General features: G+C 66.0%; 16 protein-coding genes. 6 read left to right on the top strand and 10 right to left on the bottom strand.

Annotated features, from left to right (window positions below; translation table 11 throughout):
- Positions 1–63: 63 nt before the first annotated feature.
- From K1T73_RS12270 to K1T73_RS12255, 4 genes are all read right to left on the bottom strand, one after another.
- Entirely contained in the window at positions 64–1,620 is a 1,557-nt protein-coding gene (locus K1T73_RS12270) for a BCCT family transporter (RefSeq protein ID WP_220600980.1), read from the bottom strand.
- 43 nt (positions 1,621–1,663) lie between these two features.
- Positions 1,664–2,659 carry a membrane dipeptidase gene (locus K1T73_RS12265; RefSeq protein ID WP_220600979.1) on the bottom strand — a complete coding sequence of 332 codons (996 nt, stop codon included), beginning with the start codon at positions 2,657–2,659 and terminating at the stop codon, positions 1,664–1,666.
- 40 nt (positions 2,660–2,699) lie between these two features.
- Positions 2,700–4,151, bottom strand: coding sequence for an aldehyde dehydrogenase family protein (locus K1T73_RS12260; RefSeq protein ID WP_220600978.1), 1,452 nt, complete (start codon positions 4,149–4,151; stop codon positions 2,700–2,702).
- Between the two features lie 89 nt (positions 4,152–4,240).
- Positions 4,241–5,116: a LysR family transcriptional regulator gene (locus K1T73_RS12255; RefSeq protein ID WP_259400241.1), complete on the bottom strand. Its 876-nt coding sequence runs from the start codon at positions 5,114–5,116 to the stop codon at positions 4,241–4,243.
- Positions 5,117–5,283: 167 nt separating this feature from the next.
- Between K1T73_RS12255 and K1T73_RS12250 the strand changes: the two genes are divergently transcribed.
- A complete protein-coding gene (locus K1T73_RS12250) occupies positions 5,284–5,595 on the top strand; it encodes an ETC complex I subunit (protein WP_220600977.1) in 312 nt (103 codons plus the stop codon).
- Between the two features lie 205 nt (positions 5,596–5,800).
- Here K1T73_RS12250 and K1T73_RS12245 read toward each other — a convergent pair whose 3' ends face one another.
- Positions 5,801–6,511 (bottom strand): outer membrane protein, encoded by a 711-nt coding sequence (locus K1T73_RS12245; protein ID WP_220600976.1) that lies wholly within the window; start codon positions 6,509–6,511, stop codon positions 5,801–5,803.
- 192 nt (positions 6,512–6,703) lie between these two features.
- Between K1T73_RS12245 and K1T73_RS12240 the strand changes: the two genes are divergently transcribed.
- Complete coding sequence (locus K1T73_RS12240) at positions 6,704–8,086, top strand: MATE family efflux transporter (protein ID WP_220600975.1); 1,383 nt, start codon at positions 6,704–6,706, stop codon at positions 8,084–8,086.
- A 7-nt stretch (positions 8,087–8,093) separates the two neighbouring features.
- On the opposite strand, the gene K1T73_RS12235 is transcribed toward K1T73_RS12240, so the two are convergent.
- The gene (locus tag K1T73_RS12235) at positions 8,094–8,510 is read right to left on the bottom strand and encodes a hypothetical protein (protein WP_220600974.1); all 417 of its coding nucleotides are present in this window, start codon (positions 8,508–8,510) and stop codon (positions 8,094–8,096) included.
- A 202-nt stretch (positions 8,511–8,712) separates the two neighbouring features.
- Positions 8,713–9,915 (bottom strand): pyridoxal phosphate-dependent aminotransferase, encoded by a 1,203-nt coding sequence (locus K1T73_RS12230; protein ID WP_220600973.1) that lies wholly within the window; start codon positions 9,913–9,915, stop codon positions 8,713–8,715.
- Positions 9,916–9,998: 83 nt separating this feature from the next.
- Between K1T73_RS12230 and K1T73_RS12225 the strand changes: the two genes are divergently transcribed.
- The 3 genes from K1T73_RS12225 to K1T73_RS12215 all read left to right on the top strand — a co-directional run bounded on the left by K1T73_RS12225 (position 9,999) and on the right by K1T73_RS12215 (position 11,242).
- Positions 9,999–10,394, top strand: coding sequence for a helix-turn-helix transcriptional regulator (locus K1T73_RS12225; RefSeq protein WP_220600972.1), 396 nt, complete (start codon positions 9,999–10,001; stop codon positions 10,392–10,394).
- The gene (locus tag K1T73_RS12220) at positions 10,387–10,650 is read left to right on the top strand and encodes a succinate dehydrogenase assembly factor 2 (RefSeq protein WP_220600971.1); all 264 of its coding nucleotides are present in this window, start codon (positions 10,387–10,389) and stop codon (positions 10,648–10,650) included. The genes K1T73_RS12225 and K1T73_RS12220 overlap by 8 nt, the downstream gene beginning before the upstream one ends.
- 91 nt (positions 10,651–10,741) lie before the next feature.
- Positions 10,742–11,242: a MarR family winged helix-turn-helix transcriptional regulator gene (locus K1T73_RS12215; protein ID WP_409077705.1), complete on the top strand. Its 501-nt coding sequence runs from the start codon at positions 10,742–10,744 to the stop codon at positions 11,240–11,242.
- On the opposite strand, the gene K1T73_RS12210 is transcribed toward K1T73_RS12215, so the two are convergent.
- From K1T73_RS12210 to K1T73_RS12200, 3 genes are read right to left on the bottom strand one after another with little or no spacing between them, the layout of a single operon-like run.
- Positions 11,236–12,123, bottom strand: a complete 888-nt coding sequence (locus tag K1T73_RS12210; protein WP_220600970.1) for a DUF1194 domain-containing protein — start codon at positions 12,121–12,123, stop codon at positions 11,236–11,238. The genes K1T73_RS12215 and K1T73_RS12210 overlap by 7 nt on opposite strands.
- Positions 12,120–12,833 (bottom strand): DUF1194 domain-containing protein, encoded by a 714-nt coding sequence (locus tag K1T73_RS12205; protein WP_259400240.1) that lies wholly within the window; start codon positions 12,831–12,833, stop codon positions 12,120–12,122. The genes K1T73_RS12210 and K1T73_RS12205 overlap by 4 nt, the downstream gene beginning before the upstream one ends.
- Positions 12,827–13,255: a VOC family protein gene (locus K1T73_RS12200; protein WP_220600968.1), complete on the bottom strand. Its 429-nt coding sequence runs from the start codon at positions 13,253–13,255 to the stop codon at positions 12,827–12,829. Before K1T73_RS12200 ends, K1T73_RS12205 begins: the two co-directional genes overlap by 7 nt.
- A 155-nt stretch (positions 13,256–13,410) precedes the next feature.
- Here K1T73_RS12200 and thyX point away from each other — a divergent pair, with 155 nt between their 5' ends.
- On the top strand, positions 13,411–14,322 hold the full coding sequence (gene thyX / locus K1T73_RS12195; protein ID WP_220600967.1) for an FAD-dependent thymidylate synthase: 912 nt from the start codon (positions 13,411–13,413) through the stop codon (positions 14,320–14,322).
- Position 14,323 lies beyond the last annotated feature (1 nt).

Below are 14,323 nucleotides of genomic sequence, written 5' to 3'. Positions count from 1 at the left end.
TCGTGGGTCAATCCATTGCGACAAGGTAGGGCGGCCCCGGAGGGCCGCCCAGATGGTTTCGTGTCACGCCCCCTCGCGGCCCTTGGCCAGCGTGATCCGCAGCGCGTCCCAGAGCGACGGCAGCAGGATGAGCGAGACGGGAACGGCGGTGACGACGATGAAGCTCTGCAGCTTGCCGATGCCGCCGCCGCCGGTTCCGATCAGGATGAGCGCCATCACCCCCATCGCCACGCCCCAGAAGACGCGCACCGGGGTCGCGCTGCGGTCCTCGTCGGACATGGCGACAGAGATCACGTAGGTCATCGAATCGCCCGTCGTGGCCACGAAGATCGTGGTGAGGATCAGGAACAGCACCGAAACGAGGAAGCCCCATGGCATCTGCTGCGTGATCGCGAGGAGCGCGGCGGGCAGGTTGAAGCCTTCGAACGCCGTCGAGACCGAGCCGGGATTGGCCAGTTCGAAGGCGATGCCCGACCCGCCCACGATGGTGAACCAGAAGGTCGTGACCACGGGCGCGACGATCGAGAGCATGATCACGATCGCCCGGATCGACCGCCCGCGCGAGATGCGCGCGATGAACATCGCCATGAGCGGGCCGTAGCCCATGAACCATCCCCAGAAGAAAACCGTCCACCACCCGAGCCAGCCGGGATCGCCGAAGGCGGCCGCATCGCCGCGATAGAGCGCCATGCCGAAGAAATCGGTGATGTAGGTCGAGAAGCCTGCCACGTAGCTCTTGAAGATGAAGGCGGTCGGACCCGCGATCAGCATGAAGATCAACAGGATGCCGGCGAGGATCACGTTGACGCGGCTGAGGAACTGAATGCCCCTCGAAAGTCCGGTGATGGCCGAGATCGTGTAGATGGCCACCAGCGCCGCGATGACGCAGGTCTGTGTCACGAAGCTGTCGGGGATGCCGAAAAGGGCGTTGAGCCCGTAGCTGACCTGGAGCCCGAGAAAGCCCACCGGGCCCACGGTGCCCGCCACCACGGCGATGATGCAGGAGGCATCCGCGATCCAGCCGATCGGCCCGTTGATCGCGCGGTCGCCGAAGACCGGGTAGAGAAGCGTCCGGGGCGCCATGGGCAGCCCCTTCTCGTAGTGGTAGTGCATCAGCATCACGGCCGAGAGCGAGCCGAGGATCGCCCAGGCGAGAAACCCCCAGTGCATGAAGCTCTGCGCGAGGGCGGGAACTACCGCCTCGGCCGTTCCGCCTTCGCCGCCGAAATAGGGCGGGGGCGAGAGGAAATGCGCCATGGGCTCTCCCGCTGCCCAGAAGACGCCGCCCCCCGCCAGGAGCGTGCACATGATCATCGCGCCCCATTGGAAGACGGTGAATTCGGGCGTGGTGGCAAGCCCCATGATCGCGCGCCCGCCGGGCAGGACGATCAGAAGCAGCCCGATCAGGAAGGTGGCGAGCAGGAGAACCTGCCAATAGAGACCGAAATACTTCGCGCAGAACGCGAAGCTCGCATCGACGATGGCCGAGAGGAACTCGATGTCGATGAGGGCCACGACGCAGAATAGCGCGATGAAGCCGCCGGTGATGATGAAGAGCGGCGTGTTGATATGCGCGATATCCGCGCCTCCGCTGCTGGATTTCTCTGTGGTGTCGGTCACGGTCTCTCCCTTTCGTGGCCGGAGTGCGGTTTACGCCGGGGGTTCAGCCCCCCGACGCGGTGCCTTCGGGGCCGAAACTCTCGGCGAAAAATCGGTGCCAGTTGCCGCCCATGAGACCTGCGACCTCGGCCTCGGAGAAGCCCACGTCACGCAGGCCCGCCTCGATCTTGTCGAAATCGCGGTTGTCGCGGAACCAGTCGGGTTGCTCGGGGAAGCCCGGTGCGGCGGCGGAGCCTTCTCCGTAGTCGATCTCCTTCGACCAGCGGCCCGTGCGCATCCATTCGACGACGCTGTCGGGCTGATCCTGGCAGAGGTCCGAGCCGATGCCGAAATGGTCCACCCCGAAGGTTTCGGCAGCGGTGGCCACCATCTCGCAGAAGGACCGGAGCGTGCAGTCGGACCTGTCCTTCAGGTGGTGGGGATACATCGAGAAGCCCATCATCCCGCCGTTTGACGTCACCGCGCGGATCACGTCGTCGCGCTTGTTGCGCAGGGCGGGAGCCCAGGAATGCAGGTTGGCGTGGGTGATGGCGATGGGCCGAGTCGAGTGGTCGGCGGCCTCGATGGTGGAGCGGTCGGCGGAATGGCTCATGTCGATGACGAGCCCCACGCGGTTCATCTCGCGCACGACCTGCTTGCCCATTCGCGTGAGGCCGGTGTCCTCGTCCTCGTAGCATCCCGTCGCGAGCAGCGACTGGTTGTTGTAGGTCAGTTGCATGAACCGCGCACCGAGCTTGTGGACGATCTCGACCAGGCCGATGTCGTCCTCGATGGGCGCGGGGTTCTGGAAGCCGAAGAAGATCGCGGTGCGGTTCGTGTCGCGCGCATGTTCGACATCGCTGGCCCATTGGCCGTGGAAGATGAGGTCGGGGAACCGCTCGAACCAGCGGTTCCATTTCTCGATGTTGAGGACGGTTTCGCGGAAATTCTCGTGGTAGCTGATCGTGACGTGGACGGCATCGACGCCGCCCTCGCGCATCTGGCGGAAGATCTTCTCCGACCAGTTGGCATATTGGAGGCAGTCGATGCGATAGGTCATGCGGCGGCTCCGGCGGACGGGGGGAACGCGCGGGCGATCATCAGTCGGGCGTCCCGGCCGAGATGTAGGCGGTCTTGACCACGGTATAGAAGTCGCGCGCGTGGATGCCCTGTTCGCGCGGGCCGTAGGAGCTTTCGCCGCGGCCGCCGAAGGGGACGTGGTAGTCGGTCCCGGCGGTGGGCAGGTTCACCGTCACGACGCCGGTCCTGGCGTTGCGCCGGAAATGCGTGGCGCGGGCGAGCGAGGTGGTGGCGATGCCCGAGACGAGGCCGAAGCGGGTGTCGTTGACGACCGAAAGCGCTTCGTCGTAGCTACCCACCTTGATCACGGAGGTCAGGGGCGCGAACATTTCCTCGCGGTTGATCTCCATGTCGTTGGTGGTCCCGAGGAAAACGCCGGGCGACATGTAGTAGCCGTCATGATCGAGCGAGAGTCGTTCGCCGCCGCAGGCCAGTTCGGCGCCCTCGGCGCGGCCCTTCTCGACCCAGGAGAGGTTCTCGGTCAGCTGGCCCTCGCTGACCACGGGGCCCATCTGGGTGCCGGGTTCGAGCGCGTGGCCCACCTTCATCGCCTTCGCACCGGCGACGAGTTTCTCGACGAAGGCGTCATGGACGGCCTCGTGCACGATGAGGCGAGAGGAGGCGGTGCATTTCTGGCCCGTGCCGCCGAAGGCGCCGCCAAGCGCGATCGTCACGGCCAGATCGAGATCGGCGTCGTCCATCACGGCGAGCGCGTTCTTCGAGCCCATCTCCATCTGCACGCGGGTGAAGTTGCCGACCGCGGCCTGCGCGATGCCGCGCCCCACGGGCACCGAGCCGGTGAAGGAAATGGCGTCGAGTTTCGGCGATTCGACCAGGCGCTGGCCTACCTCGCTGCCTGCGCCCATCACGAGGTTGAAGAGGCCCGCCGGGATGTCCTGTTTCGCGATGATCTCGGTCAGCGCCACGGCCGAGGCGGGGGTCACGTTCGCCGGCTTCCAGAGCACCGCGTTGCCGTAGGCGAGAGCGGGCGCGATCTTCCAGCTTGCGGTCGCGGTGGGGAAGTTCCACGGGCTGATGATGGCCACGACACCGACCGGCTCGCGCCGCACGTCGATCTCGACGCCCGCGCGGACGGAATCGGCGTTCTCGCCCAGTTGGCGCAGCACTTCATGCGCGTAGTAGGTGAAGAACTGCCCCGCACGGAACACTTCGCCCTTGCCCTCGGCCAGCGGTTTGCCCTCCTCGCGCGACAGGAGCGTTCCCAGTTCCTCGGCACGTTCCATCATCTCGTTGCCGATGGCCAGGAGCACGGCCTGCTTGCGTTCCAGCGCGTAGCCCGCCCATTCCGCCTGCGCACGGGCGGCGGCCTCGAGCGCATCATCGAGCTGCGCGGCGCTGGCTTGCGTGAAGGTGCCCACGAGGTCGGAGAGGTCCGAAGGATTGCGATTCTCGATCTCGGACGGTCCCGCGACCCATTCACCCGCGATGAAATTCCGTTTGATGTCGGTCATGGACTCGCTCCTGCTCGGCTTGAAAAACGCGCCGCCGTATCAGGTCAGGTTCGAGGGTTTAAGGCAAACGGAAAAAACTGAAACAGATTTCAGTTATCCTGAAGTTCTGCGCGCCCCGAGACGTTGCTTGCGCGGATCGTGGCGACGAAGGCGCGCGTGGCGGGCGTCATGAAGATGTCGGGCCGGGTGAACATCCAGACCTCGCGCCGGGTCGAGCACTCGACCAGGGGGAGAAACTCGAGGTCGAGAAACTCGGGCAGCACCGCCAGTTCCGGCAGGATCGTCACGCCCACGCCCGAGCGCACGAGGCTCAGGAGCGAGGCGGTGTTGCGCACCATGAGAGTCGCGCCCTCGAGGATGGGCCGGAAGCCTTCGTCGGTGATCTGGCGGCAGAGCCCGTTGGCGATGAGCGTGGTGTCGGCCATGTCGGCCCAGGTGAGCCGCGACCAGTTCCGCGCCAGCCGGTGATCGACGGGACAGACGACGCCATAGGGATCGGAGAAGAGCAATTCGCGCTCGAACCCGGCCATGGGGCCGATGGTGGCGAGTCCGATATCGGCACGGCCCGCCTCGAGCTCGCGCTCGATCGTGGCGCTGTCGGTGTCGCTCATCTCGATGCGCACACCGGGATGGTCGGCCATGAAACGGCGCAGGATCGGCGGCATGACGACCTGGGCCACGGAGGGCGTGACCGCGATGCGCACGCGCCCCTGCCGTGCCTGTGCCAGCCCCTCGATGCGGGCCACGGTGCGTTCGAAATGCTCGAGCTCGCGCGCGGCCTCGTCCCGGATGAGGCGCCCGAGCGGGGTGAGATGCGACTTGCGCGCGGATTCGAAGAGCGGCGCGCCGATGTGATCCTCGAACCGGCGCAGCATCATCGAGACGGCCGAGGGCGTGCGCCCCAGGGCCTCGGCCGCGTCGGCGAGGCTTCCGTGGTCGGCCACGGCGCAGAAGACGCGCAGCATTTCGATCTTGATCGCCAGGGTCGATCCTCCCGGTGGATGCGCACCCTAGTAGCGGAGTGCCGCGATCATTTCCATGGCGCACGATAGCGGGGCGGGGCCGGCGATTTCGCATCTTGCCCGCAGGGGGGGAATTTGGGATAACCACGGCGGTCCCAGAGGAGAGAGTGATGCCGGCACGTATCTATCAACCCGCCCGCACGGCCATGTCGTCGGGCACGGCCAAGACGAAGAAATGGGTTCTGGAATTCGTGCCCCAGACGCCGCGCGAGGTCGATCCGCTGATGGGGTGGACATCCTCGTCGGACACGCAGGCGCAGGTGCGGCTGAGGTTTCCCACCAAGAAGGCCGCGCTCGCCTATGCCGAGGAACAGGGGATCGACGCGGTCGTGCTGGAGCCCACGCGCCGGAAGCCGAATATCCGCCCCGGCGGCTATGGCGAGAATTTCGCCACCAACCGGCGCGGGACCTGGACACACTAAGCCTGTCCTAGATCCGGAAAAGTCTCTCACGGACCTTTCGTGAGGCATTATCGTGGCTGCCTGATAGCGCCACCTCATTGGCGGGGGATGCTGCGCCGTATCTGTGCGGCCTTGCTTCGCCGGCAACGAAGGTGGGGGCGGCCATCCGTGCGCGTGCCGCGATCGGATGGCCGCCCCTGTCCGCTAATGCGAGATGCGCCGCCGGTCAGAAGTGATAATTCACACCGACGAGAACGGTCGAGAAATCACCCTTCGCATCGAAGGTTTCCGCAGGCGTACTTCCCTCGCCGAAATCGATCTCGCCCAAGTCCACGTAGTTCGCTTCGCCATAGAGGCTGATCTTCTCGTTGATCCTGTACTCCATCCCGAGCCCGAGCGTGTATCCGACGGCAGTGGAACTGCCCTGTTGAACGCTGTTGTAGATGCCGCCTCCGATATCTCCGACGGCCAGGCCGGCGGCGCCATAGACCAGCGTTCTCGGGGTGACGAGCCGGCCAAGGCGCCCGCGGCCCATGGCCAGCGCATGGATCGAGATGTTGCAGTCGCCGGTGCCGCAGACCCAGAAGGGACCGCTCGTGCCCTGGGGCGTGATTCCGTCGATTCCACTGCTGATCGAGACGTCGAAGCCGAAGACCAGGTTGGATCTCTGCCAGTTTCGCCCGTAGCGCAGACCCGCGAAGGTGCCGTCGACGGTGACCTCGACACCGACTTCTCCGGCCTGCGACACGCCTTGCGTGTAGTCCCCGCCGCCATATCCGGCGAAGCCCCCTACATAGTGGCCGGACCAGTCAAGGCCGGGGTCCGGCGCCACGGTTGCCGGTGTGGCGGAGCCGTCGTTCAGCGATCCGGCGGCTGCGGCGGTGGTTATCGCTGCGAGAACGAACGGGATCGTGAGTGCGATCTTGCTCTTGGACATCAGATTTTCCCCTCAGTTTGGTTGATGGTCGGCACCAGCGTATCTCATGCGGACCCGGTGCCTGGCCCCGTCCGAATCAAGGGGTTCGTTGAATTTATTGGATAATGTTCGCAAATTGTGCCGATCTGGCGTCGGATCGCGGCGCCGTTTCTCGGCCTTGCCGGGGCCCGGTCCCGGGCGTAGAGCTTGGGGATGATCGAGCTTCTCACACATCGCGCGCATGCCTCGAAGGTGTTGCGGCTTGGCCTGCCGCTGGTGGGGAGCCATCTGGCGCAGATCGCCATTCACCTCACCGACACGGTGATGCTGGGCCGCTACAGCGTCGAGGCGCTCGCGGGACAGGTGCTGGGAGCGACGTTCTTCTTTGTCATCTTCATCGTCGGCTCGGGTTTCGCGCTGGCCGTGATGCCCATGGTCGCGCGTGCCGAGGCCGCGCAGGATGCGCGCGAGGTGCGCCGGGTGACGCGGATGGGCCTGTGGATCTCGGTCGTCTACGGCCTTGTCATGGTGGCGCCCCTGTGGTGGTCGGAGCCGCTGTTCCGCGCCATGGGCCAGACCGAGGCGGCCGCGACCACGGCGGGCGCATATCTGCGCATCGCGGGCTGGGCGCTGGTGCCCGCGCTTCTGGTGATGGTGCTGAAGTCCTACCTTTCGGCGCTCGAGCGGACGCAGATCGTGCTTTGGGTGACGGTGGCGGCGGTGCTGCTCAATATCGGGGTCAACTGGCTTCTGATCTTCGGCCGGTTGGGGTTTCCCGAACTGGGGGTGAGGGGGGCGGCCATCGCCTCGCTCGCGGTCAACGTGGCGGCCTCGGGGGCGCTGGCCGTCTACGCGGCATGGATGCGGAAGGGCCACGACCTGTTCGCGCGGCTGTGGCGGCTGGACGGCCAGGCCCTTCTCGGGCTGATCCGCGTGGGCGCGCCCATCGGGCTGACCAACCTCGCGGAATCGGGGCTGTTCGCGGCTTCGACGGTGATGATGGGCTGGCTCGGGACCGTGCCGCTGGCCGCACACGGGGTGGTGATGGAGCTTTCCTCGATCACCTTCATGATCCATCTGGGGATTTCCAACGCCGCGACGATCCACGCGGGCCAGGCCATCGGCCGCCGCGACGCCGCGAACCTGCGGCGGGGCGCGCTGACGGCGGTGGCCTTGTCGGGATGCGTGGCCCTCGCGGCAGTGGCGGCCTTTCTTGCCTTCCCGCACGAGCTGGTCGGACTCTTCATCGGGGAGAAGGTGCCGGACCGCGCCGCGGTGATCGAGATCGGGGCGCTGCTGATGATCGGGGCGGGGCTTTTCCAGGTGATGGACGGGGCGCAGATCATGGCGCTCGGCCTGTTGCGCGGGGTGCAGGACACGGTGGTTCCGCTTCTCATCGCGGTTCTGTGCTACTGGGGGCTCGGCATCTCGGCGAGCTACGTGCTCGGCTTCACGCTGGGCTATGGCGGGATCGGCATCTGGCTGGGCCTGGCCATCGGGTTGGCCGGGGCGGCGACACTTCTCATGCTGCGTTTCCTGCGCTGGTCCGGGCGGTATGCCCGCGCCTGCCAGCCGGACGCGGAAGCCACGGCCTGAGGCGGGGTCAGTCGGCGTCGGTCCTGGTGTGGGCCAGCATCCGGTCGGCCTTCTTGCGGACGAGCACCGTGCGCAGGTCGTGCATCGCCAGAAGCAGCGCGTCGGTCACCGCCTCGAGCTGTTCGTCGCTGGCCTTCGATTGGGCCCAGTGGGCGGTGGTGTTGAGGTAGTCCACGGCGCGATGGATGTCGTCGATATCGCGCCAGGCGAGGAGTTCGGCGCGGTCGTGCATCCAGTCCTCGATGGCCTGCATGTCCGCGTCGGAGAGCTCCCGGTCGCCATGGGGTTTCACCTGCCCGTTGCGGATGTTGACGACCGCGATCTGGTCCATGTCGATGCGCCGCTGGCGGTTCTCGGTGTCGACGCGGAACACGAACGCCCCGTTCTCACGCACGCGGAAATAATACTCGGGCAGATCGCTCACGTCCGGTCCTTCGCGGTTTGGGCTGGCGCAGAGTAGTCGCCCCGCGGCGCGTCTGTCAAAGCGGGGGGAGAAAATTCGTGCGAATTTTCTCATGCGTCCGGCGGGGATATTTCCGGCAAGAAGAAGGACAGGACGGGGCCACGCCGGAGCGCGTCGCGGTGGCCGCCGCGGTCGGTCTGGTGAAGGGCGATCCGACCCCCTGTCACGACAGGCTGTTACAGAAGTCCCGGATGCGTCCGCAGGCTTCCTTCAGCGCGTCGTCGGAGGTGGCGTAGCTGATGCGGAAGCAGGGCGAGAGGCCGAAGGCCGCGCCGAAGACCACGGCCACGCCCTTCTCCTCGAGGAGCGCGGTGGCGAAGGCCTCGTCGCTGTCGATCGTGGTGCCGCCCGCCGAGGTCTTGCCGATAAGCCCCGCGATGGACGGGTAGACGTAGAAGGCGCCGTCTGGCGTGGGGCAGGTGATGCCGTCGATGGCGTTCATGGCCTCGACCACGAGATCACGGCGGCGCTTGAAGACGGCGTTGTGTTCGGCGATGAAATCATGCGGGCCGTTCAGCGCCTCGAGCGCCGCCCATTGCGAGATGGTGCAGGGGTTCGAGGTGGATTGCGACTGGATCTTGCGCATGGCGGCAATGAGCTTGGCGTCGCCCGCCGCGTAGCCGATCCGCCAGCCGGTCATGCAGTAGGCCTTGGAGACGCCGTTGCAGGTCAGCGTGCGGTCGTAGAGCGCCGGTTCGACCTGGGCGGGGGTGCAGAACTCGAACCCGTCATAGGCGAGGTGTTCATACATGTCGTCGGTCATGATCCAGACATGCGGATGCCGCTTGAGCACGTCGGTCAGGCCCTTGAGCTCGTCACGGGTATAGCCCGCGCCGGTGGGGTTTGAGGGCGAGTTGAAGATGAACCACTTGGTCCTGTCGGTGATCGCCGCCTCGAGCTGGTCGGGGGTGATCTTGAAGGCGTTCTCGAGCGTGGCCTCGACGAAGACCGGCTCACCACCGGCGAGGAGCGTCATGTCGGGGTAGCTTACCCAGTAGGGGGCGGGGATGATGACCTCGTCGCCCGGATTGAGCGTCGCCATCAGCGCGTTGTAGAGGATCTGCTTGCCGCCCGTGCCGACGCTGACCTGCTCGGGGCTGTAGTCGAGGCCGTTGTCGCGCTTGAACTTGGCGCAGATCGCCTCTTTCAGCTCTGCGATGCCGTCGGGGGCGGTGTAGCGCGTCTTGCCCTCGTCGATGGCGCGCTTGCCGGCCTCGCGGATATGTGCGGGCGTGTCGAAATCGGGCTCACCGGCGCCGAGGCCGATCACGTCGCGCCCCTTGGCCTTCAACTCGTTCGCGAGCGTCGTGACGGCCACGGTGGGCGAGGGTTTCACGCGTGATAGTGTCGCGGAGAGGAAGGACATGGCGGACTCCGGTTTGAAAGCTGCTTGCGGATGTCTTAGGTTCGCCCGGATGATTGATCAAGCCGGTAACAGAGAGGACACCCATGCCCGCCAAATCCACGGATGAATGGTTCGACCCGACCAGCACCACTTTCGGCGACCGCCTTGCAGGCGCGCGCGAGGATGCGGGCATGACGCAGGATCAACTGGCGCGACGGCTTGGCGTCAAGCTCAAGTCGCTCGAGCGATGGGAGAACGACCACACCTTTCCGCGAGCCAATCACCTTTCGATGCTCGCCGGCCTTCTCAACGTGTCGATCCCGTGGCTTCTCTCGGGCGAGGGGGCGGGGCCGAACGCCCCTCGCGAGGAAGCCGATCCCGAGGTCACGATCCACGATCTTCTGCGCGAAGTGAGCGCGTTGCGCGGACTCATGGATGCCGCCGCCGAGCGGATGACGCGGCTCGAGACGCGGCTCGAGGCGACGCTCGAGCGTGGCTGAGCGGCGAGAGGACCGGCTCAACCGCCTGCGGATGCGGTCGATGCGGCGCGGCACGAAGGAAATGGACATCATCCTGATGCGTTTCGCCGACGCGCGTCTCGCCTCGCTGAGCGCGCCGCTGCTCGATCTCTATGACCGGCTCCTGGAAGAAAGCGACCAAGATCTCTATGCGTGGGTGACCGGCCGTGACGCGGCACCTGCCTGTTACGAGCCGCTGATGGCGGATATCACCGCGCTGGCGCACCGCGGAAAGTAGATCGGATTTTACACGTCACCCATGCGGTTTAACCGAATTTTGGGGGATTTCGCGCAAACCTCGCTCCGAGCAGTATCGCACGGAGAGTTTCATGAGTATGCACAAACCCCTCGACCCGCCGATGAACGATCACGGGTTCATGACCGGCTATCTCGACGCGCTGTCGCTGGTGGAGCGGCTCCATCGCCTTCTGCTGGACGTGATCAAGGACGAGTTCGAGCGCGTCGGCGTGATCGAGATCAACGCGGTGCAGGCGCTGCTCCTGTTCAACATCGGTGACAACGAGGTGACGGCGGGCGAATTGAAGACGCGCGGCTATTACCAGGGCAGCAACGTGAGCTACAACCTCAAGAAACTGGTGGAAATGGGCTACATGCATCACCAGAGATGCGAGATCGACCGCCGCTCGGTGCGTGTCCGCCTCACCGAGAAGGGGCGCGAGATCCGCGACGTGGTGAAGAGGCTTTTCGCGCGCCATGCGGAGGGTCTGCGCGGCAAGGGCGTTCTGGGCGCGGACGGGATCGACGTGATCGCGGCCTCGCTCCGGCGGGTGGAGCGCTACTGGACCGACCAGATCAGGTATATCTACTGAGGTTCGAGCCGGCCGGTAGGCGCCCGCCCGCCCGGAGGCGCCGAAGCCACGGCCAGCGGGCGCAGTTCGCGCAGGAGCTTTGCCTTGAGCGCGTCGGCGTAGTCATCGAAGGTGCGCGCCGTGACGGCGAAGGCACCCGCGCCGCGCAGCACCCGCGCCTCGTAATAGTCGAGAAGCGTACCGGCGTTGGCGAGGTTCTTGGTGATGTTGTCGCGCGACCCCGGCCCGATGACGAGGGCGTTGACGGTCACGTTCGGCGGCAGGTCCCGCAGCACCTCGTCGGGGAAGGGGCCGTGGTTGGAGGGGCCATCTCCGGAGATATCCATGGTCTGCGCCCAGCATCCGGCCCGCTCCCGCAGCTTCGCCTCCCCGAAGAGCATCGCCGCACCGATGGCCGTTTGCGGGTCGTCGAACGGTGCGGCGGCCTCGGCGAGCCGGGCCGCCATGTCCCGCAGCACGGCCGAGGATGTCACCGGTGTCCAGTCGAGAAGCAGGTGCTGCTGATCGCGCGCGGCCCACTGGAACGCGGCGAGTTCGACATACGCGCCCGGGAGGGCGAAGAACGCGGCCTGCACCTCTGGGTCGAGAAGCGCGCGCGCGGTGCCGTCGAGTTGCTGGCGATACTCGCGCGCATCGACCGAGCCGGACACGTCGAGCGCGAGGACAAGGGCGAGCCGGCAGGGTTTTTCGGCCTGCGCGTGAAGCGGGGCGGGGAGTGAGAGCTGGACAAGGACGAGGAGCGCGGCGCAAGCCCAGCCGACGCGGCCGCGCCTGCGCCTCGCCTGCGGTGCGTGCCCCCGGTCGGTGACGTGCGGGCGGCCTGGTGGGCCCTGATCCTCCCTCGTTGGACATGGCCGTCTCGCTCTGCCCGGGCCGGTCATCCCGGCGCCTGTCGCGCGCGGTCCCGGGGGGCCGCGCCGAATACCAGGTCGTTGATCTCGCGATGAAGCTTGCGGGCCATCGCCTCTGCGAACCCTTCGAAATCGGCCGTCACGATCATGAAGGCGCCCGGCCCGTAGAGCACGTTGTCGCGATAGTAGGAGATGGTCTTCTCGATGTCCCGGCTGATGACGAGCCCGTTGACGGTAACGTCTTCGAACGGGAAATGGCGATAGGCCGCCGCGGGGCCGAAGCCCGCGTTGTTGATCCCGTCCCCGGAGATGTCGAGCACCTTGCGCGCGCAATCGGGCGCGCGGGCCAAGGTATTCGCCCCGAAGCCGAGCCCCTGTCCGATGGCCGTCGGGAAATCGTCGTGGCTGCGCTCCATCGCGGCGAGGGCGGCGATGGCCCGGTTGATATCGGCATTGCTGCGCAGGAGCGTCCAGTCGAGATGGAGCTTCTGCTGGTTGAAACCGCTCCATTCGTAGACCGCGAGTGCCACGTCGCCGGGCGATCCCGAAAGGATCGCATGACGCACTTCTGGCGCGTCGAGTGCCGCAGCGAGGCCGAGGCGTTGCAGGTCATACTCGCGCGCGTCCACCGACGACGATACGTCGAGCCCGAGCGCAAGCGCCAACCGGCAGGGCGCGGCTTGGGACCACGCCGATCCCGCGACCAGGATCAGCGCGAGGCAGGCGGCGAGCCTTACCAATGGCCGGTGTTTTCCATGCTGGCCCACGGCTCCTTCTTCTCGATCGCGTCGCCGGCCTGAAGCAACTCGATCGAGATGTTGTCGGGCGAGCGGACGAAGGCCATGTGGCCGTCGCGCGGGGGCCGGTTGATGGTCACGCCGCTATCCATGAGGTGCTGGCAGGTGGCGTAGATGTCGTCGACCTGGTAGGCGAGGTGGCCGAAATGCCGGCTGTCGGAGGGCAGCCCATCGTCGCCGTCCCAGTTGTAGGTGAGTTCGACCGGGCATTCCTCTTGCCCCGGCGGCGCCATGAAAACAAGGGTGAAACGCCCTTCTTCGTTGTCCCAGCGGCGGGTTTCCTCGAGCCCGAGAAGGCGGAAGAAATCCATCGTCTTGTCGAGATCCTTCACCCGGACCATGGTGTGTAGGTATTTCAGTGCCATGCAGTGCCTCCTCGTGATCTGTGCCCAGTCAAAGGATAGAGGGGCACCGCGATCTGTCGAGGGGCGAAATCGCGCCGATATCGCCGTTCTCAGGCGCGGTTCTACCAGATATAGTGGCAAACGACTCGGGTCACACAGACGTGAAAGGAAGCCCCATGCCGCTCAGCCCAGAACAGCAGGCCGAAATCGACGCGCAGCGTGCCGAAACGCGCCCGACCGCGCGCGCCGTGGCCGAAGGGATGGAGCGCCATCTCTACACGGCCTACCCGGTCCTCGATCACGGGTTCGTGCGGGTGATCGACTACATGGGCGACGACGCGGCCATCTGCCAGGCGGCGCGGGTGAGCTATGGCCGGGGCACCAAGAGCGTGCAGAACGACGAGGGTCTGATCCGCTACCTGATGCGGCACTGGCATTCGACGCCCTTCGAGATGTGCGAAGTGAAGCTGCACGTGAAACTGCCGGTTTTCGTCGCGCGGCAGTGGATCCGGCACCGCACGGCCAACGTGAACGAATACTCCGCCCGCTATTCGATCCTCGACCGGGAATTCTATATCCCCGCGCCCGAGCACCTTGCGGCGCAGTCGGTGGTGAACAACCAGGGCCGGGGAGCGGCGCTCGAGGGCGAGGAGGCCGAGCGTGTCCTGCGCTATCTGCGCGATGACGCGATGCGGTGTTACGATCATTACGAGGAGATGATCAGCGACGAGGGACAGCAGGGCCTCGCAAGGGAGCTTGCCCGGATGAACCTTCCCGCGAATATCTACACGCAGTGGTACTGGAAGGTCGACCTGCACAACCTGCTGCATTTCCTGCGCCTGCGCGCCGATGCCCATGCCCAATACGAGATCCGGGTCTATGCCGAGGAGATCTGCAAGATCGTGGCCGACTGGGTGCCGGCGGCCTATGCCGCGTTCGAGGATTACCGCATGGGCGGGGCGACGCTTTCGGCCCGCGCGCTCGATTGCGTGCGCCGGATGCTCAGGGGCGAGGAGGTCACGCAGGAAAACTCGGGCATGAGCAAGGGGGAATGGCGGGAGTTTCGGGGGGTTCTCGACGAGGAGTGAC

Origin of the sequence: Roseovarius sp. SCSIO 43702, assembly GCF_019599045.1 — a bacterium.
Taxonomy (GTDB): Bacteria; Pseudomonadota; Alphaproteobacteria; order Rhodobacterales; family Rhodobacteraceae; genus Roseovarius.
The sequence above is the reverse complement of the archived record's forward strand: the minus strand, read 5'-3'. Positions and strand labels throughout refer to the sequence as shown.